General features: G+C 67.3%; 24 protein-coding genes. 11 read left to right on the top strand and 13 right to left on the bottom strand.

The annotated features are described in order from the left end of the window. Nucleotides 1-84: 84 nt before the first annotated feature. Nucleotides 85-984: a LysR substrate-binding domain-containing protein gene (locus tag D7Y61_RS07800; protein WP_180865791.1), complete on the bottom strand. Its 900-nt coding sequence runs from the start codon at nucleotides 982-984 to the stop codon at nucleotides 85-87. Between the two features lie 97 nt (nucleotides 985-1,081). Between D7Y61_RS07800 and D7Y61_RS07795 the strand changes: the two genes are divergently transcribed. Then, nucleotides 1,082-1,267 (top strand): hypothetical protein, encoded by a 186-nt coding sequence (locus tag D7Y61_RS07795; RefSeq protein ID WP_180865881.1) that lies wholly within the window; start codon nucleotides 1,082-1,084, stop codon nucleotides 1,265-1,267. On the opposite strand, the gene D7Y61_RS07790 is transcribed toward D7Y61_RS07795, so the two are convergent. Further along, on the bottom strand, nucleotides 1,264-2,823 hold the full coding sequence (locus tag D7Y61_RS07790) for an alkaline phosphatase (protein ID WP_180865790.1): 1,560 nt from the start codon (nucleotides 2,821-2,823) through the stop codon (nucleotides 1,264-1,266). The genes D7Y61_RS07795 and D7Y61_RS07790 overlap by 4 nt on opposite strands. Nucleotides 2,824-2,944: 121 nt before the next feature. Between D7Y61_RS07790 and D7Y61_RS07785 the strand changes: the two genes are divergently transcribed. Then, complete coding sequence (locus D7Y61_RS07785; protein WP_180865789.1) at nucleotides 2,945-3,739, top strand: D-alanyl-D-alanine carboxypeptidase family protein; 795 nt, start codon at nucleotides 2,945-2,947, stop codon at nucleotides 3,737-3,739. A 13-nt stretch (nucleotides 3,740-3,752) separates the two neighbouring features. On the opposite strand, the gene D7Y61_RS07780 is transcribed toward D7Y61_RS07785, so the two are convergent. Then, complete coding sequence (locus tag D7Y61_RS07780) at nucleotides 3,753-4,346, bottom strand: TetR/AcrR family transcriptional regulator (RefSeq protein ID WP_180865788.1); 594 nt, start codon at nucleotides 4,344-4,346, stop codon at nucleotides 3,753-3,755. Between the two features lie 16 nt (nucleotides 4,347-4,362). After that, a complete protein-coding gene (locus tag D7Y61_RS07775) occupies nucleotides 4,363-4,959 on the bottom strand; it encodes an NAD(P)H-dependent oxidoreductase (RefSeq protein ID WP_180865787.1) in 597 nt (198 codons plus the stop codon). A 127-nt stretch (nucleotides 4,960-5,086) separates the two neighbouring features. Between D7Y61_RS07775 and D7Y61_RS07770 the strand changes: the two genes are divergently transcribed. Then, entirely contained in the window at nucleotides 5,087-5,620 is a 534-nt protein-coding gene (locus D7Y61_RS07770) for a hypothetical protein (protein ID WP_180865786.1), read from the top strand. 74 nt (nucleotides 5,621-5,694) lie between these two features. Here the strand turns inward: D7Y61_RS07770 and D7Y61_RS07765 are convergent, their stop codons facing one another. After that, a complete protein-coding gene (locus tag D7Y61_RS07765) occupies nucleotides 5,695-6,522 on the bottom strand; it encodes an isocitrate lyase/PEP mutase family protein (protein WP_180865785.1) in 828 nt (275 codons plus the stop codon). A gap of 165 nt (nucleotides 6,523-6,687) precedes the next feature. On the opposite strand from D7Y61_RS07765, the gene D7Y61_RS07760 reads away from it, so the two are divergent. The 5 genes from D7Y61_RS07760 (at nucleotide 6,688) to accC (ending at nucleotide 10,491) form a co-directional block, all read left to right on the top strand. Next, nucleotides 6,688-7,428, top strand: a complete 741-nt coding sequence (locus D7Y61_RS07760; RefSeq protein ID WP_180865784.1) for a DOPA 4,5-dioxygenase family protein — start codon at nucleotides 6,688-6,690, stop codon at nucleotides 7,426-7,428. Nucleotides 7,429-7,708: 280 nt separating this feature from the next. Next, nucleotides 7,709-8,158, top strand: coding sequence for a type II 3-dehydroquinate dehydratase (gene aroQ / locus D7Y61_RS07755; protein ID WP_180865783.1), 450 nt, complete (start codon nucleotides 7,709-7,711; stop codon nucleotides 8,156-8,158). Next, nucleotides 8,155-8,580: a lysozyme inhibitor LprI family protein gene (locus D7Y61_RS07750; RefSeq protein ID WP_180865782.1), complete on the top strand. Its 426-nt coding sequence runs from the start codon at nucleotides 8,155-8,157 to the stop codon at nucleotides 8,578-8,580. The genes aroQ and D7Y61_RS07750 overlap by 4 nt, the downstream gene beginning before the upstream one ends. 53 nt (nucleotides 8,581-8,633) lie before the next feature. After that, nucleotides 8,634-9,113 carry an acetyl-CoA carboxylase biotin carboxyl carrier protein gene (gene accB, locus D7Y61_RS07745; protein ID WP_180865781.1) on the top strand — a complete coding sequence of 160 codons (480 nt, stop codon included), beginning with the start codon at nucleotides 8,634-8,636 and terminating at the stop codon, nucleotides 9,111-9,113. A 10-nt stretch (nucleotides 9,114-9,123) separates the two neighbouring features. Then, nucleotides 9,124-10,491: an acetyl-CoA carboxylase biotin carboxylase subunit gene (accC, locus tag D7Y61_RS07740; RefSeq protein WP_010481079.1), complete on the top strand. Its 1,368-nt coding sequence runs from the start codon at nucleotides 9,124-9,126 to the stop codon at nucleotides 10,489-10,491. Nucleotides 10,492-10,620: 129 nt separating this feature from the next. Here the strand turns inward: accC and D7Y61_RS07735 are convergent, their stop codons facing one another. After that, complete coding sequence (locus D7Y61_RS07735) at nucleotides 10,621-10,995, bottom strand: hypothetical protein (RefSeq protein ID WP_180865780.1); 375 nt, start codon at nucleotides 10,993-10,995, stop codon at nucleotides 10,621-10,623. After that, nucleotides 10,992-11,954, bottom strand: coding sequence for a hypothetical protein (locus D7Y61_RS07730; protein ID WP_180865779.1), 963 nt, complete (start codon nucleotides 11,952-11,954; stop codon nucleotides 10,992-10,994). Before D7Y61_RS07730 ends, D7Y61_RS07735 begins: the two co-directional genes overlap by 4 nt. A 162-nt stretch (nucleotides 11,955-12,116) precedes the next feature. Between D7Y61_RS07730 and prmA the strand changes: the two genes are divergently transcribed. The 3 genes from prmA to fis all read left to right on the top strand — a co-directional run bounded on the left by prmA (nucleotide 12,117) and on the right by fis (nucleotide 14,240). After that, complete coding sequence (prmA, locus tag D7Y61_RS07725; RefSeq protein WP_071229373.1) at nucleotides 12,117-13,037, top strand: 50S ribosomal protein L11 methyltransferase; 921 nt, start codon at nucleotides 12,117-12,119, stop codon at nucleotides 13,035-13,037. Between the two features lie 42 nt (nucleotides 13,038-13,079). Then, a complete protein-coding gene (locus D7Y61_RS07720) occupies nucleotides 13,080-13,850 on the top strand; it encodes a DUF3426 domain-containing protein (protein ID WP_180865778.1) in 771 nt (256 codons plus the stop codon). A gap of 114 nt (nucleotides 13,851-13,964) precedes the next feature. Then, entirely contained in the window at nucleotides 13,965-14,240 is a 276-nt protein-coding gene (fis, locus tag D7Y61_RS07715; RefSeq protein ID WP_005419706.1) for a DNA-binding transcriptional regulator Fis, read from the top strand. A 125-nt stretch (nucleotides 14,241-14,365) separates the two neighbouring features. Here the strand turns inward: fis and D7Y61_RS07710 are convergent, their stop codons facing one another. Genes D7Y61_RS07710 through D7Y61_RS07685 form a run of 6 tightly spaced genes read right to left on the bottom strand, consistent with a single transcriptional unit; the run spans nucleotide 14,366 to nucleotide 20,166 of the window. Further along, nucleotides 14,366-15,361, bottom strand: a complete 996-nt coding sequence (locus D7Y61_RS07710; protein ID WP_180865777.1) for a phosphatidate cytidylyltransferase — start codon at nucleotides 15,359-15,361, stop codon at nucleotides 14,366-14,368. Next, nucleotides 15,358-15,987, bottom strand: a complete 630-nt coding sequence (locus D7Y61_RS07705) for a lysophospholipid acyltransferase family protein (protein WP_005411260.1) — start codon at nucleotides 15,985-15,987, stop codon at nucleotides 15,358-15,360. Before D7Y61_RS07705 ends, D7Y61_RS07710 begins: the two co-directional genes overlap by 4 nt. 13 nt (nucleotides 15,988-16,000) lie before the next feature. Next, the gene (locus D7Y61_RS07700; RefSeq protein ID WP_180865776.1) at nucleotides 16,001-16,438 is read right to left on the bottom strand and encodes a hypothetical protein; all 438 of its coding nucleotides are present in this window, start codon (nucleotides 16,436-16,438) and stop codon (nucleotides 16,001-16,003) included. Continuing rightward, nucleotides 16,435-17,763 (bottom strand): phosphatase PAP2/dual specificity phosphatase family protein, encoded by a 1,329-nt coding sequence (locus tag D7Y61_RS07695; RefSeq protein WP_180865877.1) that lies wholly within the window; start codon nucleotides 17,761-17,763, stop codon nucleotides 16,435-16,437. Before D7Y61_RS07695 ends, D7Y61_RS07700 begins: the two co-directional genes overlap by 4 nt. Then, nucleotides 17,763-19,514 carry a bifunctional alpha/beta hydrolase/class I SAM-dependent methyltransferase gene (locus D7Y61_RS07690; protein ID WP_180865775.1) on the bottom strand — a complete coding sequence of 584 codons (1,752 nt, stop codon included), beginning with the start codon at nucleotides 19,512-19,514 and terminating at the stop codon, nucleotides 17,763-17,765. Before D7Y61_RS07690 ends, D7Y61_RS07695 begins: the two co-directional genes overlap by 1 nt. A 34-nt stretch (nucleotides 19,515-19,548) precedes the next feature. Continuing rightward, on the bottom strand, nucleotides 19,549-20,166 hold the full coding sequence (locus tag D7Y61_RS07685; RefSeq protein ID WP_180865774.1) for a CDP-alcohol phosphatidyltransferase family protein: 618 nt from the start codon (nucleotides 20,164-20,166) through the stop codon (nucleotides 19,549-19,551). Nucleotides 20,167-20,326 lie beyond the last annotated feature (160 nt).

Raw genomic sequence — 20,326 nt, 5'->3', positions numbered from 1 at the left:
GTCGAGCCATGCTCGACTGGCCTCTTGCAGGAGCAGTCGAGCATGGCTCGACGCTACAGGTGCGGGATCGAGCATGGCGCGACGCTATAGATGCGCGCCTGCCATATGCCGCACATGCTCAGCTGCCTGCGCGTGCAGCCAGTCGCGGAACGCGAGGAAGCCACGATGGCGGGCCGAGCGTTGCGGGTACACCAGCCAATGCGGCCAGTCGGTCTTCAGGCGCTGGCTGGACAGTGCGACCAGCTGGCCGGAATCCAGCAGCAGGCGCGCACGGGTGACCCGCCCGAGCGCCACGCCCACCCCGTCCAATGCGGCCCTGTGGTGCGCCTCCGAATCATCCAACACCGCCACGAAGCGCGACGGCGGTCTCTGCCCACTCAACGCAAACCAAGCCCCCCACGCCCCGTCCGGGTCACCGAGCAGCGGCCATTGGTCCAGCGGCACACGGTCGACGCCTCCCATGCGCTCGATCAGCGCCGGACTCGCCATCGGCACCAGCCACTCGTCGAACAGCGGCTCCACCACCAGGCCCGGCCATTGCCCGCTGCCCAGCCGCAGCGCGGCGTCGAACTGGCGCTGCCGCTCGAAATCAATCAGGCGTTCACTCGACTGCAGGTTGATCTCGATCTGTGGGTGCTCAGCCACGAAGTGACCCAGGCGCGGCACCAGCCAGGCCGACGCCATCGACGGCACCGCACTGATCGTCAGCACGTGCTCGGCACGCGCGGCATAGGGCTGGAAGGCGTCGTTGATCGCATCCAGGTGCGGCCCCACCTGGTCGAGCAGACGCTGGCCCTCCAGGGTGAGGGTGACACCACGCGGCTGGCGGATCAGCAGCGGCTGCCCGAGCCGTTCTTCCAGCTGCCGCATCTGATGGCTGAGCGCGCTGACGGTCAGGTTCATCGAGGCCGCCGCGCGCGACAGGTTGCCGAGCCGGGCGGCGGCCACGAAGCCCTGCAGGGCATGGAGCGGAGGGCGGGACATAAGCTTGAATTCCTCTCAAGGCATGCTTGCGGAAATGTCGCTTTTTCCCCGCCCATGCTGCCCGTATCGTGCAATCCACTCAAGTGGAGGCACGCTCATGAACATCTTCAGCAGCCTGTTGTTCCTGCACGGCCACATCGCCAGCGCCGAGCTGGCCCGGCAGCTGGCCAGCCCTTCCGCGACTCCGCAGCCCAGCAGCACCTCCGGTAGTGCCGGCCGCTGGCCGGCAACCTCGCCGACCGGGCATCCCACAACTGCCGGCCAACGGCCGGCGCACCCCTAACGCTGCAGCGCTTCCTGCACCGCCGCCGCCACATCGGTGTTGTCGATGTAGCTGCCGTCATTCCAACCCACGTGCTGCCGGTAACCCGGATCGACGCCACGCACGCGCTTGCCGAGCAGCTCCGCGCCCGCGCCCTTCGCCCACAATGGCACCAGCGCATTGAAATGATTGCCGGTAGGGCGGAAGCTCATCCCCGGCATGCGGCCGCGACCATGGTTCCTTACCGGTTCGAAGGCCACGTTCTGCGCATCCGGGCCCATCGGCATGCTGTTGTCGTGGTCGGTCGTCACGATCAGCAGGTTGCGCTCCCAGCCACCGTTACGTTGGATCCATTCGACTACCGCCGCCACCGCGTCGTTGAACTCCACGGTTTCCTCGATAAGGCGGCCGTACTGCGGCTGGTCGCTGCATTGGCCATAGTGCCATTCGGTACCGCAGGCACTGGTGTGCGCGGCCCAGTCGGTGGCCCCGCCTTCCACCATCAGGAACAGGCCCATGGACGAACGCTGCTGCAGGAACTGCAGCGCGCCGCGGGTCATGGTCGCCAGATCGGGCACGCTGTCGATCTTCCTCACTCCCGAAGGCGTGGCTGCATCCTTGCCCAGCACGTGCAGCTGGCGCGCCTGCTGCAGGGTGTTGGCCACGCGCGGTACACCGATCAGCGGCCGGTCGGCCGGCAACCGCCCCTGCGCCAGTGCGGCGAACGCTTCCTTGCTGCGGATCAGGCGCCACGGTCCCGCCGGATTGCCGGCAATGGTGCTGCCCGCTTCCAGCTGCTGCCAATCCTGCTGCGACACCCACTCCCATGGATTCGCGCAGCCCTCTGCCTTTGCGGCGTCCGTGCCTTCGTTGCAGGCGCGGCCGTCGACGCTGTAGCCCGGGCCTCCGGTGCCCATCACCAGATCCATATGGCCCTGCGCCAGCATCTGATGGGCGATGGCGTGGTAGCTGTTGCGCGATTCGCTCTGCGCCGCGAACGCGGCCGGCGTGGCATGCGCGAACGGCACCGAAGTCACTACACCGGTCGCCATGCCCAGGCGCTTGGCGCGCAGCGTATTGAACTCGACCGGCTGACCATCGTTGTTGTAATTGATGGCGTTGTTGTAGGTCTTGATGCCCGAGGACAACGCGGTGCCCGCCGCCGCACTGTCGGTAGCCACCGCGGCGAGGTACTGGTAGCCGGCAAACGGCAGGTCCTGCGCGGAAACCGGCGTGTCATCCCAGGCCTTGCCCGGGTCGTAGCCGAGCGTCTGTGCGTTGTCGCGGGTCGGCTGGCTGCTGGCGTTCAACGGGAAGGTGGTTACCGCCAGGCGCAGCGGGAAATCCGCATAGGGTGCGCCTTCGCGGCTGCCGTACTGCCAGTAGGCCGCCGCGTCCCAGGTACCCCAGCCGGCACCGTCGTTGATCATCACGATCACATTGAGCGGACCGGCTTCGGCGCCGGCTTCGGCGGAGGAAACAGCCTCGGTGCGCAGGTTGGGCTGGCAGCCGCCAAGTGCGGCCAGCGCGAGCAGCAACGAAGAGTTAAGCCAGCGGCGTGGAATGCGTGCAGTCATCGGATGTCCCGTCGGGCCGTCGTCGGCCCGCAATAATGCTACGTTATATCGTTGCAATATTTCAGCTTCGTGCAGCCGCCGCACACTATCCTCCAGGGTCCCCACTGCCATCGTCGTTTCCATGCCGTCTCCTGCCCCTGCGCGTGCACCGCTGTCGTCCATCACCCTCGATGCGGCAACCTTCGCGGTGATTCACCAGCACAACGCGGACATCGCCAGGCAACCGGCCTCGCTGACCAAGCTGATGACCGCCTACGCGGCTTACGAATGTGTCGAGGAGCGCGGGCGCTGGTGGGAGGACGAAGTCACCATCGCCGCCGACGACGTGCATGCGGTCGCCGACGATGAAACGCGCATGGGCCTGGTGCCCGGCGAAACGGTCACCCTCGCGTGCCTGCTGGAAGGCTTGATGATCGTCTCCGGCAATGACGCGGCGCTGGCGATCGCGCGCCATCTGGACGGATCACAGACGGCGTTCCTGGAGCGCATGAACCGGCACGCACGCCAGCTCGGCCTGCGCAACACCTGGTTCGCCAGCGTCTCCGGCATCACCACGCCGCATCATGCGTCCAGCGCGCGCGACATGGCGGTGCTGGCCGCGTGCCTGTTGAACGATCATCCGCAGATCCTGGCGGTCACCGCGCAGCGCACGTTCGCGCACGGCAGCTTCAGCCGCAACAACCAGAACGCCCTGCTTGGCGATGACGGCGTGGATGGCTTGAAGACCGGCTACACCCAGGCCGCAGGCTTCTGCCTGGCCGCCACCGCATGCCGGGCGGTACGCGGGCGGGACGAGCCGATACGCCTGATCACCGTGGTATTGGGTTCTGAGAGCCGCGACGCGCGCGACGCACTGGTGCGCGATCAGCTGGCGGCAGGATTCGCCACGCTGGCCGGCAGTACCGCCGGGGCCTGACCTTCGAAGCGGCTCAGCGACGCTTGACCGTCGTCACGATCAGCCGCTGCAGCTCGGCCTCGGCGTCGGTCTTGTCCAGCGCGCCCGCGGCCACGCCCTCGGACAGGGTTTCAGCCGCACCAAGGATCGCCCAGCGTCCCGCCAGCGGCACCGAGCCATCGGTGGCGAACGGACCCAGCCAGGCGTCGCAGTTGTCGATGAAGTCCTGCTGGTAGCGCCGCCGCACCTCGTGCAGTTCCGGCGCGCCCACCAGCGCGGCGAGGATGCCCTGCACTTCACTGCCCTGGCTGAGGATGCAGTCGATGTAGCCGGAGGCGATAGCAGCCGCACGGTCGGGCAGCTGCGCCCGGGCGCGGCCGATACGCTCGTGGAAAACCACCGTCTGCCGCCCGTCATAGTCATCGTAGAGCGCGGCCAGCAGGCCGTTGCGGGTCACGAAGTGATCGTAGGCCACCGGCTTGGTCACGCCCGCCGCCTCGGCCAGCCGTCCCAGCGTCAACGCGTCGGTGCCTTCTTCGCCAACCAGCGCCCAGGCCACATCCAGCAACTGGCGGGCGCGTTGCTCGCGGGTCAATCGGCGGCGCGTGGGAACGGCGTTGGCAGGCATCGGCGGAACACGGTGATCAACTCATCGGAGTACCGATTTTACGGCCGATTTCCACGGCGGTCTGCAGATGCGTCTGCGCGGCACCGCTGTCGGCGTCGAGCAGCAGTTCGGACGACAGCACGCGCGCGCCACAGTAGTCGAAGATGCCCATGTCGATCTGGGTCTTCATCGCCGCGCCATAGCCGCGCCGTTCAATCATCTCGGCACCCGCGCCGCCGACGCCGACCAGTTGCACGCCCAGGCGTTGCAGCTTCTTCTGTACCTTGCCATCGGCCCCCTCCTGGTAGGCCCAGCCCTGGGTGAAGACGCGATCGATCCATCCCTTCAGCAACGCAGGGAAGGACCACCAGTACAGCGGATAGACCAGGACCAGTGAATCGGCGGCGTCCAGCCGTGCGTGCTCGGCCGCCACATCGGGCGGGACGGGGCCCGTGCCGCGGAAGAGGGCCTGATCCTGCGGGTTGAAGCGCGGGTCGAAGCCTTCCGCCATCAGGTCGACGTGCGCCACGGTGTTGCCGCTATCGGCTGTGGCGATGGCGTCGCCGATGCGCTGTGCAATTGCATGGGTCAGCGAAGCGGGCTCAGGGTGGGCGATGACAACGAGGCTGTGCATGGGAACATCTCCAGAATCTACTATCTACCAATGGTAGGTAGAAACTCCAGAGACACCAGAGCCATCGGCGGGACGCTGTTTTCGCGTTCACCGTATAGTGCGGCGGCCGCCCGTGAGACATTCGACGATGTATCGACACCTGCTTGCCCTGCCGCTGTTCCTGCTTCTGGCCACGACCGCCGCTCCGTCCCAGGCCGGCGAGCTCAGTCCGGCCGAATCGGCCACCCTTCGCCAGGACGCGCAGGCAATGATGAACGCGTTCGCTCGTGGCGATGCCGAGCTGATCATTGCCCGCACCCATCCCAGCCTGAAACGCCTGGCCGGCGGTGATGAAGGCTATGCACAGATGACCCGGGACTCGGTGAGGGCGCTGCGCAAGGCAGGGGTCATCGTCATCAGCGACGAGGCTGGCGTGCCGGGGCGCACCTACGCGGCCGGTGACGAAGAAGTCTGCTTCGTGCCGCGGCAGTCGCTGCTTCGTGTGCGCGAAACGCCGATGCGCAGCACCTCGTTCATGGTGGCCGTTCGCCGTGTCGGTGGCACGCAATGGAGTTACCTGGACGGCGCCGCACTGCTGGACAACCCCGCGCTGCTGCGACAGCTGCTGCCAGCGCTGGAGCCTGGCGTGACGCTACCCAAGGGTGGGATGGAAGCGCTGTAATCGCAGGCGCATCGATCCACGCATGGCGTGGATCTACCGCTGTGTGCTGGCCTGGGCCCGCGCCGAGGTTTTCGTCAGCGGAACAAGGCGTTCAACGCCGCGCCCGAGGCCGCCTGCTGCAGGCCATCAAAACGACCTTCCTGCACGATCGGCTGTGTCGCCTGCATCATTCCTCCCCATGCGGCGCGCGCCAGCGCACCACCCAGGCTGACCCGGCGCACGCCGAGCGCGGCAATGTCCTGCAGGTTCAGCGGCGTCGGCCCACCGACCAGCAGGTTCACCGGCTTCGATCCCGCAGCGGCAACAACCGCGCGGATCTGCTCGGCGGTAGTGATGCCGGGTGCGTACAGCACGTCTGCACCGGCCTCGGCATAGGCGCGCAGGCGCTGCACCGTGTCCTGCAGATCCGGCACGCCGACGAAGAAGTTCTCCGCACGCCCGACCAGCAGCACGTCGCCGCCCGCGCGGTCGATGGCTGCACGGGCAGCACGCAGGCGCTCGACCGCCTGATCGATCGGACGCAGGGGCGCATCAGCCACGCCACTGGCGTCCTCGATCGACAGCGCTGCAATGCCGGTATCGATTGCCGCAGCCACCGCCACTTCCACCGCTTGCGGCGTGGCACCGAAGCCATCTCCGAAGTCTGCATTCAACGGCAACGCGGTCGCTGCCACCATCAGCCGCAGGTGTTCGAGCGTGGCCTGCAATGAGACCGCGCCATCCGGCCGCCCTTCGCTCCAGGCGCAGCCGGCACTGGTCGTGGCCAACGCCAGGAAGCCTTGCCGCTGCAGGTAGCGTGCACTGCCCACGTCCCACGGGTTGGGCAGCACGAAGCACCCCTGTGCGTGCAGTTGGCGAAACGTCGCGCGCTTGCGCTGGGTGTCGGCGTCGAGCGGGATCATGGCGGGCTCCGGGGGGCGGACCTGCACCCTAGCCCACCGTTGGGTCGCGCTCAATGGCAGCGAGGGCGAACGTGCATGAGGTGATGCCGGCAGCTTATTGGACGCAGACGGCGCTGCTGTCCGAGCGTGCTTACCTGTCCCCGGCATGCCGCTACGGAGCCTTTCATGCACCCGGATCCTCATTTTCCAGCCGACACCTTCATCGACACCGGTGACCATGACGCCCACTGGGCCGACCTGCTCTCGCCTGCACGCCGCCATCTGATCGCTTCAGCCGGCCTGGCTGTCGGCAGCCTTGCCAGTGCGACGACCGCCGTTGCGGCCCCGCGCGACGAGGGCACAGTGAACACCACGCATCCAGGACGCCCCGGCTTTCGCGCCATCGTGCCGCCGACGCCAAAGGGCCGCAGCCCCTGGGGTGAGGCCACCGCGGGCGAACCCACCCCGCGTCCGGTCAGCGTGCGCCCCGGCGAAGCCACGTTACCCAGCACGCCCCGCCCCTACACCGACATCAAGAGCTATCACGCGCACATCTACTTCGATGAGGACAGTTTCGAGAAGGCCGCCCTGCTGCGGCGCTGGGCTACCGAGCGCTTCCCGGTGGAACTGGGCAACTGGAACCTGGAGCCGCGCGGCCCCCATGTCACGCCGTCGTTCTACTTCGGCTTCAGCAACGACCTGCTGCCGGTGCTGGTGCCCTGGCTGCAGCTCAACAGCCTGGGCCTGACCATCCTGATCCACCCCAATACCGGCGATGGCCGCGCCGATCATCTGTACTACGCGTTGTGGGTGAACCGCGCGCAGCCGGTGAACGCCTACAACTGGCCGGTGCCCAAGCCGGGCCAGCGGGAAGCACTTGAAGAGGTGTTCCCGAACGTGGTGCCGACGGTGCCGCTGGAGACTTGAACCGCCTTTCAGGTGGGTGCGTAGCTTGCTGCGCATCGAACTTCCTTCATCCACATATGGCGTGGATCCCCCTGCGATGACCCTGCCGCCATCGTCGCCCTACATGCGCGCATCCCCCCGCCAGCACAGCGTTCAGCGCGCCTTGATCCAGCGCCCGCCATACGGCCGCAAGCCCTCCGGGGAATTTCAAACATACGATTGAAACGCGCCAAACTTCGCCGAACTGGACAGCATCCGCCGGTTCCGCCAGACTGCCGCCCTTTCCCGTCTTCCGGATCCCATGGCGAAGCTGCTGGTCCTGCACGGCCCCAACCTCAACCTGCTCGGCACCCGCGAGCCGGAGGTCTACGGCCACACCACGCTGGCCGACATCGACCAGGCGCTGGCCACCCAGGCCTCGGCCGCCGGGCACGCGGTGGAGAGCCTGCAGTCCAATGCCGAGCACGTGCTGGTGGACCGCGTGCAGGCCGCGCGCGACGACGGAACCGCTTTCATCCTGATCAACCCCGCCGCCTTCACCCACACCTCGGTGGCTCTGCGCGATGCGCTGGCGGCGGTGGCCGTGCCGTTCATCGAGATTCACCTGTCCAATCCGCATAGCCGCGAACCGTTCCGCCAGCACAGCTACTTCAGTGACAAGGCCGTGGGCGTGGTCTGCGGCTTTGGCACCGACAGCTACCGCTACGCGATGGACGCAGCACTGCTGCGCGTGCAGGCGGCCCGCGCGTGAACGTGCTGCCGCGCGTGCTTGCCGGCGTTCTGCTGTGGGCCGGTCTGTGCGGCGCCAGTGTCGCTGCCGAGCGCGCGGCTGCGGGCATCGACTGCGCGCAGGCCACCGGCGGTTACGAACGCGACATGTGCGATTCCGATCGCCTGGATGATGCCGACAGCGCATTGAACGCCGTCTACGCGCAGGCGCGCGGTGAACTGAAGGCGCAGGCCGCCGACGGCAGCTGCAGCCACTGCGCGGCGGCCGAACAGCACCTGGTGAAGGCCCAGCGCATCTGGATCACCCTGCGCGATGCAGACTGCGAGGCGGTGTATGCCTTCAACGCAGACGGCACCTCGCGCAACCCAGCGAAAATGCAGTGCCTGATTACCCAGACGCGCGACCGTACGCGGCAGCTGCGCGAGTTCTACGAACTGCTTTGACCCGAGCGCGATGCGCTTCCCACCACACTGACATCAATAGCAAAGAGGCCACCATGGATCTCCGCAAAATCAAGAAGCTGATCGACCTGCTGGAAGAGTCGAACCTGGCTGAAATCGAAATCAAGGAAGGCGAAGAGTCGGTACGCCTGTCGCGCGCCCCGGTGGCCGGCTATGCCGCTCCGGTCGCCGCCCCGGTGTACGCCGCGCCGGCCGCCCCGGCTGCGCCGGCCATGCCGATGCAGTCGCCCACCGAAGCCTCCACCGGCGGCACCGCCAAGCCGGGCCCGGCCCTGCCGGAAGGCCACGTGCTGCGCTCGCCGATGGTCGGCACCTTCTACGCGTCCTCCGCCCCGGACAAGCCGGCCTTCGTCACCGTTGGCCAGCAGGTCAAGGAGGGCGAGACCCTGGCCATCATCGAAGCAATGAAGATGTTCAACCCGATCGAGGCCGACACGTCCGGCACCATCGTCGCCATCCTGGGTGAGAACGGCCAGCCGGTGGAATTCGACCAGCCGCTGTTCGTGATCGGCTGAGGGGCACGCCATGCTCGACAAAGTCGTCATTGCCAACCGAGGGGAGATCGCGCTGCGCATCCTGCGCGCGTGCCACACCCTCGGTATCCGCACGGTGGCCGTGCATTCCACGGTCGACCGCAACCTCAAGCACGTGGCCATGGCCGACGAGTCGGTCTGCATCGGCCCGGCGCCGTCGCCGCAGAGCTACCTCAACATTCCGGCACTGATCGCCGCCGCTGAAGTCACCGACGCCCAGGCCATCCACCCGGGCTACGGCTTCCTGTCGGAGAACGCCGATTTCGCCGAGCGCGTGGAAGAGTCCGGCTTCATCTTCATCGGCCCCAAGGCCGACACCATCCGCATGATGGGTGACAAGGTGGAAGCCATCCGCGCGATGAAGTCCGCCGGCGTGCCGTGCGTGCCCGGTTCGGGCGGCCCGCTGGGCGAGGACATCGTCGCCAACACCAAGATCGCCCGTGAGATCGGTTACCCGGTCATCATCAAGGCCGCCGGTGGCGGTGGCGGTCGCGGCATGCGCGTGGTGCACGCCGAAGCCTCGCTGAAAACCTCGATCGAAACCACCAAGAGCGAGGCCAAGGCCGCGTTCGGCAATGGCGAGGTCTACATGGAGAAGTTCCTGGAGAACCCGCGCCACGTGGAAATCCAGGTACTGGCCGACGGCCAGGGCAATGCCATCCACCTGGGTGAGCGCGACTGCTCGATGCAGCGCCGCCACCAGAAGGTAGTGGAAGAAGCGCCGGCACCCGGCATCACCGCCGAGCAGCGCGAGCAGATCGGCAAGGTGTGCGTGGAAGCCTGCATCCGCATCGGCTATCGCGGCGCCGGCACGTTCGAGTTCCTGTACGAGGACGGCCGTTTCTACTTCATCGAAATGAACACCCGCATCCAGGTGGAACATCCGGTGACCGAGATGGTGACCGGCATCGACCTGGTGGCCGAGCAGCTGAAGATCGCCGCCGGCCAGAAGCTGTCGATCAAGCAGAGCGACGTGGTGCTGACCGGCCACGCCATCGAATGCCGCATCAACGCCGAAGATGCTGAAACCTTCGTGCCGAGCCCGGGCACCATCACCGGCTTCCATCCGCCGGGCGGCCCCGGCGTGCGCGTGGACACCCACATCTACAGTGGCTACCGCGTGCCGTCGAACTACGACTCGATGATCGGCAAGCTGATCGTGCACGGCCCGGACCGCGAAACCGCCATCGCCCGCATGCGGGTGGCGCTGAGCGAGATGGTGGTGGACGGCATCAAGACCAACGTGGCGCTGCAGCAGCGCATCATGCGTGACAAGGGCTTCCAGGCCGGTGGGCAGAACATCCACTACCTGGAAAAGCGCCTGGCCGAACGCAAGAACAAGCCGATCGCGCTGACCTGAGCGGCTCCAGATGCTGGACATGGAAAGGGCGGGGATTTCCCCGCCCTTTTCTGTTGCTGTAGAGCCGGGCCCATGCCCGGCTTGCCGGAAAGCACAGCCGAGCGTAGGCTCGGCTCTACAGCAGGCGCATCAGCGCTTGCCGGCTGCTTCGGCCGGAATCTGCGAGTTCGCCAGCGGACGCACGCCATTGGGCGAGGTCGGATCAACGATCACCATGGTCTCGGTCGAACCATCCGGCCACACCACCTGGAAGGTACTGCCTGCCGGCAACGAGGCGAACGGCATGCCGCTCTGCGCGCGGTAGACCGCCGCCACCTGGCTGGCACCGGCACGGCGCACATCTTCCTGCGCCTTCACCGTGGTCAGCTCCACCTTCGACAGATGCCGGTAGCGATCTTCATAGGTATCGATCATCAACAGGCCAACCGCGCCGGCCGAGTAGGCCACGAACAGGGCCACCCAGAACCAGAACTTGGCCCCGTGCAGGAATCGGCGGTAGTTCATTGCTCGTTCCTCTTTCCAACCAGTCGCTTGATCCATTCCTTCATCTTCTCAGCGCCCTGCCGCGACACCGCAGCGTCATACACGAAATCCCGGAAATCCTGCGTCCCATCCTGCGAACAGATCCCTCCGTTCGCACAAAAACTGTTCACCAGCACACTGTCGGCCCCACACGGTAGACCGAGTTCGCAGGCGGCAAGCCGCCATGCCAGTTCACTGAGCTGCTCGCCCGCCACCAGGCCGTCAAGCGCACGGTCACCGGATGCACGCACACCCATGCCCGGCGCGATCGCCATGAAAGCCTCCGGATCGCGCGAGGCGCGCACCCGTTCAGCCAGGTCGCGCCGGTACTCGGGGCTGTCCTGCAGGGGTTCGCCCTCGGCAAAGAGCGCGGCCTCCGCGGCCAGGTTGCCCTGAGCAGCCGCCTTGCGCCGTTCGGCCAGCACCAGCGCCGTGCCCAGCTTGTCGCCGGGAACGAAACCACCGCAACGCTGCGCGACGCGTTCGCGCGCCTGCACCATTGCCGGTGAGGCCGTCAGGCCCAGCCCGGCCAGCACGTTGTTGTCCAAGCGGTAGCCGCCGGGATCGACTGCATACTGCGCGCAATAGTCGTAGACACGACTGAGCATCCAGCGTGCCTCGTGGTTGCCCTCGTCCGCCTGCGCACGCAGCCGTTGTGCATAGGCATAAAGATCGGTGGCGTCTTCAATGTCGGCACGGACATCCAGGGGCAGGCCCGAGGGCAGCGTATTGCCACGCTCGAACGGCGCCAGGCGACGGGCAAGCGCCTCCGGCATCACCGGCAACGGCGCAGCACCGTCGCTGGCCACCACTCCCGACAGGTCCGCCGGCGCTCGCAAGGATGCCGCTGCATGGCCGCTCGCCCGGTAACCGGCCACGCCCAGCACGGCCACGGCCGGCAGCACGAGCAACCAAGTTTTCAGGGTCGGGGCGAAGGCCATTGGCGACAGTGGCGATGCGGCACACAGGAAAGCACCAAGTCTAGCAAGGCCCTGCGGGCCTGTCTGAATCGGCTTCGTTCATCCGAGGGCGAGATCTCATGCAATACGGAGACGCCGCGATGGTCTAGCATGACCCCCTTTCCCGCGATTGCCCCCACCGCCATGCCGTTCCTGGAACTGACCCTGCGTTGCACCGAAGCCACCCAGCCCCGCTATGAAAATGCGCTCGAGGACGTTGGCGCACTGGCCGTGACCCTGCTTGATGCCGAGGCTGATACCAGCAACGAACAGGCCATCCTCGAACCGGGCGTCGGCGAGACCCCGTTGTGGGACACGCTGGTGCTGAGCGCGCTGTTCCCCGCCGACAGCAACGCGCTGTTGCTGCTGGCCGCACTGGAATCCTTCGATCCGGAACTGGACTGGAGCAGCGGCAGCTTCCGCGCGGTCGAGGACGAAGACTGGGAGCGCGCCTGGCTGGACCAGTTCCAGCCGATGGATTTCGGCAGCCGCACCTGGATCGTGCCTTGGAACCATGAACTGCCGGAGGCCGCGCAGGCCGCCGACGCCGCGGTGGTGCGGCTGGACCCGGGCCTGGCATTCGGATCGGGCACCCACCCGACCACCGCGCTGTGCCTGCGCTGGCTGGACCAGCTGGCCGTGGATGGCCTGCTGCAGGGCCAGCGCGTGCTCGACTTCGGCTGCGGCTCCGGCATCCTGGCGCTGGCCGCGTTGAAGCTGGGCGCCGCCGAAGCCATCGGCGTGGACAACGATCCGCAGGCGCTGGTCGCGACCGCCGACAATGCCGAGCGCAATGGCGAGCAGGCCCGCATGCACGTGTACCTGCCACAGGACGAACCGGTCGCGACCTATCCGATCGTGGTCGCCAACATCCTCGCCTCGGCGCTGGACGCGCTGGCCGAACTGCTGGCTGCGCGCGTTGCTGCCGGTGGCCGCATCGCCCTGTCCGGCATCCTGCATGGCCAGGAAGGCGAACTGCTGCAGCGCTATGCAGCATGGTTCGACGATCTGCAGGCCACCCAGGATGGTGACTGGATGCGCATCACCGGCGTGCGCCGCGCCTGATCGTGGTTGAATGACCGCTGGATCCGAGCCCGCGCCCTGAGCATGTCCGAGCCGAACCCACCGCGCCGTCCCCTGGCCACCTTCCTGCGCACGACGCCGGAGGGTAAGCCTGCGCCTGCAACCGATGCGCGCGCGCAGGACGAAGCCGGGCACGCAATGCCTGTGGAGCAGGTGCCAGCCGAGCCCATCGACCTGGCACGCCCACCAGCGACAGAGATGCGACACGACGATGACGTTGTCATCGTTGATGATGCAGCGGCCATCGAACCGGCGCCGGTCGCGGCGCAGGCAACAGCGGTCGCCAGTGATGCCCCCAGCTTCCTCGGCACCCCGCGCGCGCGCGCGCTGCCAGTACCCCGCTGGCACTGGCTTCTGGTCGCCGGGCTGGCATTGCTGCTGGTACTGCAGAGCGTGCTGGCCGACCGCGCTCGACTGGCCGCCGACGCCGGCAACCGCGCGTGGCTTGGCGCACTGTGCGGCGTCCTGCATTGCACCCTGCCGGTCTGGCATGAGCCGACCGCGTTCACCATGACCAGCCGCGAAATCCGACCGCTGCCCGGACAGGCTGGCGTACTACAGGTGCAGGCCAGCATCCGCAACGATGCACGCTGGGCACAGGCGTGGCCGGACCTGCGCCTGTCACTGTCCGATGCCGATGGCCGGGTGATCGGCAGCGGCGTGTTCACGCCAGCGCAGTATCTGGGCGAGCCCCCTGGCGCAGCCGTGCTGGAACCGGGCCAGAGCGCGCGCGTCGCCTTCCGTGTACAGGAGCCCGCCGCGTCCACCGTCGCATTCACCTTCGACTTCCTCTGACCGGGCACGGGCGTCCGACCGTGGCAGGCCGGGCACGCTCGCGCTAGACTGGCCGCCACCACCTCGTCCGGCCGCGCGCTCCGCGCGCACGGGCCAACCGAATCGGGAACCCCCTTGAACGCTGTCCTTTCTCGTCCTGACAACAGTCGTGGCGCTCCCCGGCCACCGCTGCGTGAACACGTCGCCCAGTCCGTGCGCCGTTACCTGCGTGACCTCGATGGCTGCGACGCGGACGATGTCTACGAGATCGTGCTGCGCGAGATGGAAATCCCGTTGTTCGTGGAAGTCCTCAACCACTGCGAAGGCAACCAGAGCCGCGCCGCCGCGATGCTCGGCATCCACCGCGCCACGCTGCGCAAGAAACTGAAGGAATACGGCATCAGCGCGTAAGCGCGCGTGGGTAGTGCCGACCGCTGGCCGGCAACCCCATGACGATGGCAGKATGTGGCAGTTTCCGGCCWGCGGCCGGCACTACCCGTAGATCCACGCCATGCGTGGATGGAAGCCCGGCAGAGTCAACCGCTGCCGCCCGCCTTCCAGTAGTACCGCACCACATGGAAGAACACCGGCGCGGCGAAACATACCGAATCCAGCCGGTCGAGCATGCCGCCATGGCCCTCGATCATGTGGCCCCAGTCCTTGATGCCACGATCACGCTTGATCGCCGACATCACAAGGCCGCCCCAGAACCCCATCAGGTTGATCAGCAGCGACAGGCCGAACGCCTGCAGCGGCGTGAACGGGGTGATCCACCACAGCGCCGCGCCCAGCGCGCTGGCACTGAGCACGCCGCCGACGAAGCCCTCCACCGTCTTCGACGGCGACAGCTTCGGCGCGATCAGGTGCTTGCCCAGCAGCTTGCCCCAGATGTACTGCAGCACGTCCGAGGACTGCACCACGATCACCAGGAAGGCGAACAGCAGCACGTTGCGCGACGGATCATGGCCGGGCACGTGCAGGTTCAGCAGCAGCGGCACGTGCGAGATGCAGAACACGCAGATCATCAGCCCCCACTGCACCTTCGCCGTGCGCTCCAGGTAGTGCGTGGTGTCGCCGCCGATGGTCGACAGGATCGGCAGGAACAGGAACGCATAGACCGGAATCAGCAGCGTGTACATGCCGTACCAGTCGATCCACACCAGGTAGTACTGCCAGGGCAGCACGATGTAGAACGCGGCCAGCAGCGCGTAGTAGTCGCCCGAGCGGGTCGGTGCGAGGGTGATGAACTCGCGCAGCGCGAACAGCGAGATGATCGCGAACAGCACGATCACCCCGGCGCGGCCGAAGAACAGCGCCAGCCCGACCACGATCGCCATCACCCACCAGGCGCGGATGCGCGACACCAGGTTGGCGATCACCGCGCTGGGCCGGCCGCGCTGGCGCCAGCGCAGCGTTTCGGCCACCAGCGTGGCCAGTACCAGCACCGCACCGACGCCGGCGAACAGCAGCCCGGTCTGCTGGCCCACGCTCTGCGTTGCCAGGTCGCCGGACACATCGATCAGGAAACTCATGCGCGCCCTCCATTCGGCGCCAGGTCCAGCAGCGCCTGGCGGCTGCGGGCCAGGAAGGCGGCCTTGTCCTCGTCGGCCTGCAACCGCAACGGCGTGCCGAAGGTGGCCGTGCACAGCAAGGGCAGTGGCAGGAAGCGGCCCTTGGGCATCACCCGCTTCAGGTTGTCGATCCACACAGGAACGAATTCCAGCTCCGGGCGTTGCCGGGCCAGGTGGTAGATGCCGCTCTTGAACGGCAGCAACGGCTCATCGCCCACGTTGCGCGTGCCTTCCGGGAACAGGATCAACGAGCAGTCCTCGTCCACGGCATCGCGCAGGGCCTGCAGCGGATCCTGCTGGCGATGGCCGGCCTCGCGCTCGACCAGCACGCCGTTGAACACCGCATCGATCAGGTAACGGCGCAGGCCATCGCGCTGCCAGTACTCGGCTGCAGCCACCGGGCGTACCTGGCGCCGCAGCGCAGGCGGCATCGACGACCAGATCAGCACGAAGTCACCATGGCTGGCGTGGTTGCCATAGTAGACGCGACGCTCGCTGGACGGCGCACAACCGATCCACAGCGCGCGTGCACCGGTCACTACATGAATCGCACCACTGCAGGCGCGGGCAATCAGTTCGGCGAACATCGGTCCCTCCCGTTCACGTCTGCGGCCACAGCACGGCCAACACAAGCAGCACCAGTTGCCCCCCCGTCAACAGATACTGGCGCAGCAGCAGACGGCGCATGCCCGCCCAGCGCACGTCCCAGCCGCGCAGCGGCGCGTCGGGCTGTGTGCGGCGCAGGCCACTGTCGTGCAGCAGCTGGTCGATACGGCGCGCAGCGGCATCGCCGTCCAGGCCCTCATCGCGCAGCAGCTGCAGCAGGCTGGCGTCCAGCGCCACCCGCCACGCGTGATACGTCTGTGCCACCCCCGCAAACATGCTGGCCAGCAGCAACCCTGCGGCGAACATCGTCAGGCCCGGCTCGGTGCCGAGCAGCAGCAATGCCACCAGCAGCAGCCCCAGCGACAGGCCTGCCGGCCAACGCCCCTGCCGCAACAGCAGCTGCATGGTCGCCAGATCGGGAACCGTACTCATATGTGCGCTCCCGCCGCCTCGGTGATGACACGAAGATGGGCCGTCCCCAGCACGATGCCAGGACGCGCAGCACGCGCGATCACGACCGCCGCCTCGACATCCACGGCACGCTCCGTGCGCAGCAGCCACGTCGCCACGCTGGCGGCGCTGCGCGAATAACCCAGTGCGCAGCACACCAGCACAGGCCCCTGCGCCCGCAGCCGCTCGATGGTCTCGGCCGCCTCGCGCAGCTGTTCCGGCGTGGGCACCACCAGGTCCAGCATCGGCACGCTGGCATACACCGCGCCCGGCGCGCGGCAGGACAGCTCGGCACAGGCATCGACCACGCCCACCAGCGGTGCCGGCAATGCCTCGGAGGGAATGCGTCCCAGCCACACGCCGTCCATCACCGGCACCGGCTGCGGCGCACGCCGCGTCCATAGCCGCGAATTGATCCAGGCGGCGCCCAGGTACGGTGCCAGCAGCCAGCGTGCCGCCATGGTCAGGCGACCATCGGCACGCTTCTGGAACAACGCCACACCCAGCCCTGCATACGCCAGCGCCACCAGCAGCAACGACACCACCGGCCACAGCAGCCACAACGCCGCGCCGCGCAGAAGCACCACCGGCACCAGCAATACAGCGGCCGCCAGCAGGTACAGCGCAGCCAATCGCCAACGTTTGGCATCACGCGCAGTGCGCCAGGCGTGCAGCGGCGGCGTGCCCTGCTCCGGCCACAGCCACACGCACAACCACCCCGCCAGCAGGCCGGTCGGAACATCGATGAAATGATGCTGGAACGTGGTCAGCACCGAGACGCCGATCAGCAATGCCCACACATGCAGCACCAAGCGCCACAGGCCGTGCAGGTACTGCGCGAACTTCACCCACAGCACGATCAGCAGCACGATGTGCAGCGACGGCGCCTGGTTGAACGGCTTGTCGAAGCCCAGCAGCACATCGAACAGCCAACCGAACACGCCGCCGATCTCCGGCCGCTCGAAACTGAAGCGCAGCGGCCACAGCAGGAAGCAGCTCACGGCGATCAGCTGCGCACTGAACAGCCGCAGCGCGTGCCGGTCCAGTTCCAACCGTTGCCGGCACAGGAAGAAGGAGACCGCGTAGAACAGGTCGATCGACCAGTACGGCACGATCGTCCACGGCACGAAAGGAATGCGCGTCTCCCAGGCGAACGCCATCACCGGCAGTTCGGCATGGCGGCCGGCCATCCAGTTGGCGAAGCCATAGCTGGCAAAGAAGAACGGACCGAGCAGGACCAGCCACAACAGGGCGCGCCGCCAGGGACGCCTTTCCACGGCCAGCGGCGTTGCGGCCAACGTCGCCATCATGCAGCCCGGCGCGCCAGCGACACGGTGAAGATGCCGAACTCATCGATCCGCTGCGCCACCTTCTCGAAGCCGGCCAGGCGCACCAGCTCATCCATCTCCTGCTGGGTACGGCGACGCATCACCCACGCTGCACCACCGCGATGGCTGGTCAGTGCGCGTGCGATGAATTCCAGCTGCGGGTGCCAGGGCTGGCCGGTATAGGCCAGATAGCCGCCGACCGGAACCGTTGCGGCGATGCCCTTCAGCGAGCACAGCACGGCATCGTTGTCGGGGAACAGTTCGTACAGGCCCGATACCACCGCCAGCGTCGGCGCCGGATCGACCTTCGCCAGCTGCGCCGGGTCGAATGCATCACCCTGCTCGAAGCGGGCGATGTCGGCCGCCCCCAGGCGTTCAATCAGGGCCTGGCCCTGGGTCACGTTCAGATCGCTGAAATCACGCAGCACGATGCGCTCCGCACGCTGTTCGCCCTGGCCCAGCGCTTCCAGCACATAGCGGCCATGGCCGGCGGCCACGTCCAGCACGCGCACCGGCGTGCCCTGCCCGCGCAGTCGCTGGGCCGCATCACGCAGCAGTTCCTGCAGGTGCTGGCCACGGATGCGGATGCCGCGCCAGCCGATTGCATCCAGGTAGTTGCGGTCGACCATGCGGCCGAGCGGACCCTTGCCGCGTGCTTCGTCGCGGTAGATGTAGTCCAGCGTACTGCCGGAATCAAAACCGGTCTTCAGGCCCAGCGCGATGCCTTCGGACAACGTGCCGCCAAAACGCAGGCCGCTACGCACCACGCGCCAGCGCAGGTCGGCCAGGCTGCTGCGCTCGGGTGGCCAGGCCAGGACTTCAGACTCTTCAAACGTCGGCCCATGGCGATGCGCATCGCGTCGCGACAGTTCGCGCAGCGGTTCGGCGAAGCGCGCCTGGATGAAGCTGCGGATGCGCGCCAGCGCCGGCGCCCGATCACGTTCACCCAGCGTGTCATGGAAGAAGCCCGGCAGGTGCACGCGCTCCTTGATCGGGCTGGACAGGCGTTCGTAGAAGCGGTCCTGCGGGCCGCGGTGCACGACGAAATCCGAGCCGGACACCAGCAGCTGCACCGGCACGCTGATCGCCTGCGCATCGGCCACGATACGGTCGGCCGCTTCGTACAGGCCCAGCAGCACGCGCACCGAGATCGGCCGGGTGATCAGCGGATCAGTGCGGTAGCTTTCCACCCGCGCCGGGTCATGGGTCAGCCACTGCGGCTTGACGTAGCTGTTGACGAAGAAGTTGCCGCGCAGCTTCTGCATCAATGCCAGGCCCGGGCGTGCAAACGGCACGTACAACTTCACCTTGAACGCCGGCGAGGCCATCACCAGCGCACGCAGGCGCGGTGCGTAATCGTGCACCCAGGTGGCGGCAACCACCGCGCCCACGCTCTGCGCGATCACCACGACGTCTTCCACCGCGATGCCATGTTCGCTGCCGATGTGGGCGATGAAACTGTCCAGGTCACGCACCAGCGCAGGGAATCCGGGGGCATCGCCACGCACGCCCGGCGAACGCCCATTGCCGCGCGCATCCCAGGCAAAGAAGGCCGTGTCGGGCAGGTCCAGCTCATCGACAAGGTGGGTGACCCGGCCGGAGTGCTCGTGGCCGCGGTGCAGCAGCACGATGGCCTTGGTGGCCGGCGTTGCGGTGGTGCCCGCCCAGTACCGGTAGAACAGCGGTACCTGGTCGAAGCTGTGGAATTCCCGTTCCTGCGCCTGACGCATGCAATCTCCTGATTGTCTTTTTGTATCTGCTTGATTAATTCGGCGAAACCGCCGTTTCCCGCAGTCCGCGACGGACGCGGTTGATCATCGTCAGCACGCACAGCATCGCCATGGCCGCGGCCACGCCAGTGACCGTCATCGCGCCAACCCACTCAAACGCCAGCAGCAGGCCCAGCGCACCGATCACGAAGGCGCGGTCGCTCTTGCCCATCGGGCCGTCATAGCGGCGGCTGGCACCGACCATCAGCCCCAGCACGCCGGCGTATTCGCTCAGCGCCGCGGTCCAGGCCAGCAGCCACAGCGCTTCCGGGCGCACGCCCGGCACGCTGAGCAGGCTCAGGTACAGCGCCGCGTCGGCGATCACATCGCACAATTCGTTCAGATAGGCGCCCAGCCGCGACTGCTGGCCGAATTCGCGGGCCAGCATGCCGTCCACGGCGTTGAGCGCCATGCGCAGCAGCATCCACAGCGGCAGCAGCAGGTACAGCAGGGGCTGGGCCGGCGCGCAGCACCACACCGCGGCGGCCACCAACAGCGAGACCACGGCGGCCGCCACCGTCACTGCGTTGGCGGTGATTCCTGTGCGGTGCAGGCCGCGCACGGCCGGACGCAGCAGGTCCTGGAAACGTCCTTTCAATACATAGATCGACACGATCTGTCCCTGCGGATCCTTGGCAGTCCGGGCACAGCCTACCCGATCGGGGCGGTGCCGCCGCATCGAACTGCTTGCAGTCTGCGCCCCACCGGGCTGTGCCGAAGGCGGCCACAGCCCCGTGCCGGCCGCCGATTTCGCCCTGCGACGCCCGCCACCG

The organism is Stenotrophomonas maltophilia, assembly GCF_013464485.1.
GTDB lineage: Bacteria > Pseudomonadota > Gammaproteobacteria > Xanthomonadales > Xanthomonadaceae > Stenotrophomonas > Stenotrophomonas maltophilia_AW.
This window is presented reverse-complemented; position numbering and strand designations above follow the sequence as displayed.

Coding starts and splice junctions, on each gene's coding strand:
- D7Y61_RS07785 (WP_180865789.1), top strand. CDS start 2,945: ATGCCGTCTCCTGCCCCTGCGCGTGCACCGCTGTCGTCCATCACCCTC.
- D7Y61_RS07765 (WP_180865785.1), bottom strand. CDS start 6,522: ATGATCCCGCTCGACGCCGACACCCAGCGCAAGCGCGCGACGTTTCGC.
- D7Y61_RS07700 (WP_180865776.1), bottom strand. CDS start 16,438: ATGAGTACGGTTCCCGATCTGGCGACCATGCAGCTGCTGTTGCGGCAG.
- D7Y61_RS07720 (WP_180865778.1), top strand. CDS start 13,080: ATGTCCGAGCCGAACCCACCGCGCCGTCCCCTGGCCACCTTCCTGCGC.
- D7Y61_RS07795 (WP_180865881.1), top strand. CDS start 1,082: ATGAACATCTTCAGCAGCCTGTTGTTCCTGCACGGCCACATCGCCAGC.
- D7Y61_RS07695 (WP_180865877.1), bottom strand. CDS start 17,763: ATGGCGACGTTGGCCGCAACGCCGCTGGCCGTGGAAAGGCGTCCCTGG.
- aroQ (WP_180865783.1), top strand. CDS start 7,709: ATGGCGAAGCTGCTGGTCCTGCACGGCCCCAACCTCAACCTGCTCGGC.
- D7Y61_RS07735 (WP_180865780.1), bottom strand. CDS start 10,995: ATGAACTACCGCCGATTCCTGCACGGGGCCAAGTTCTGGTTCTGGGTG.
- D7Y61_RS07710 (WP_180865777.1), bottom strand. CDS start 15,361: ATGAGTTTCCTGATCGATGTGTCCGGCGACCTGGCAACGCAGAGCGTG.
- D7Y61_RS07780 (WP_180865788.1), bottom strand. CDS start 4,346: ATGCCTGCCAACGCCGTTCCCACGCGCCGCCGATTGACCCGCGAGCAA.
- D7Y61_RS07690 (WP_180865775.1), bottom strand. CDS start 19,514: ATGCGTCAGGCGCAGGAACGGGAATTCCACAGCTTCGACCAGGTACCG.
- D7Y61_RS07775 (WP_180865787.1), bottom strand. CDS start 4,959: ATGCACAGCCTCGTTGTCATCGCCCACCCTGAGCCCGCTTCGCTGACC.
- D7Y61_RS07800 (WP_180865791.1), bottom strand. CDS start 984: ATGTCCCGCCCTCCGCTCCATGCCCTGCAGGGCTTCGTGGCCGCCGCC.
- D7Y61_RS07790 (WP_180865790.1), bottom strand. CDS start 2,823: ATGACTGCACGCATTCCACGCCGCTGGCTTAACTCTTCGTTGCTGCTC.
- D7Y61_RS07770 (WP_180865786.1), top strand. CDS start 5,087: ATGTATCGACACCTGCTTGCCCTGCCGCTGTTCCTGCTTCTGGCCACG.
- prmA (WP_071229373.1), top strand. CDS start 12,117: ATGCCGTTCCTGGAACTGACCCTGCGTTGCACCGAAGCCACCCAGCCC.
- D7Y61_RS07760 (WP_180865784.1), top strand. CDS start 6,688: ATGCACCCGGATCCTCATTTTCCAGCCGACACCTTCATCGACACCGGT.
- D7Y61_RS07730 (WP_180865779.1), bottom strand. CDS start 11,954: ATGGCCTTCGCCCCGACCCTGAAAACTTGGTTGCTCGTGCTGCCGGCC.
- accC (WP_010481079.1), top strand. CDS start 9,124: ATGCTCGACAAAGTCGTCATTGCCAACCGAGGGGAGATCGCGCTGCGC.
- accB (WP_180865781.1), top strand. CDS start 8,634: ATGGATCTCCGCAAAATCAAGAAGCTGATCGACCTGCTGGAAGAGTCG.
- D7Y61_RS07705 (WP_005411260.1), bottom strand. CDS start 15,987: ATGTTCGCCGAACTGATTGCCCGCGCCTGCAGTGGTGCGATTCATGTA.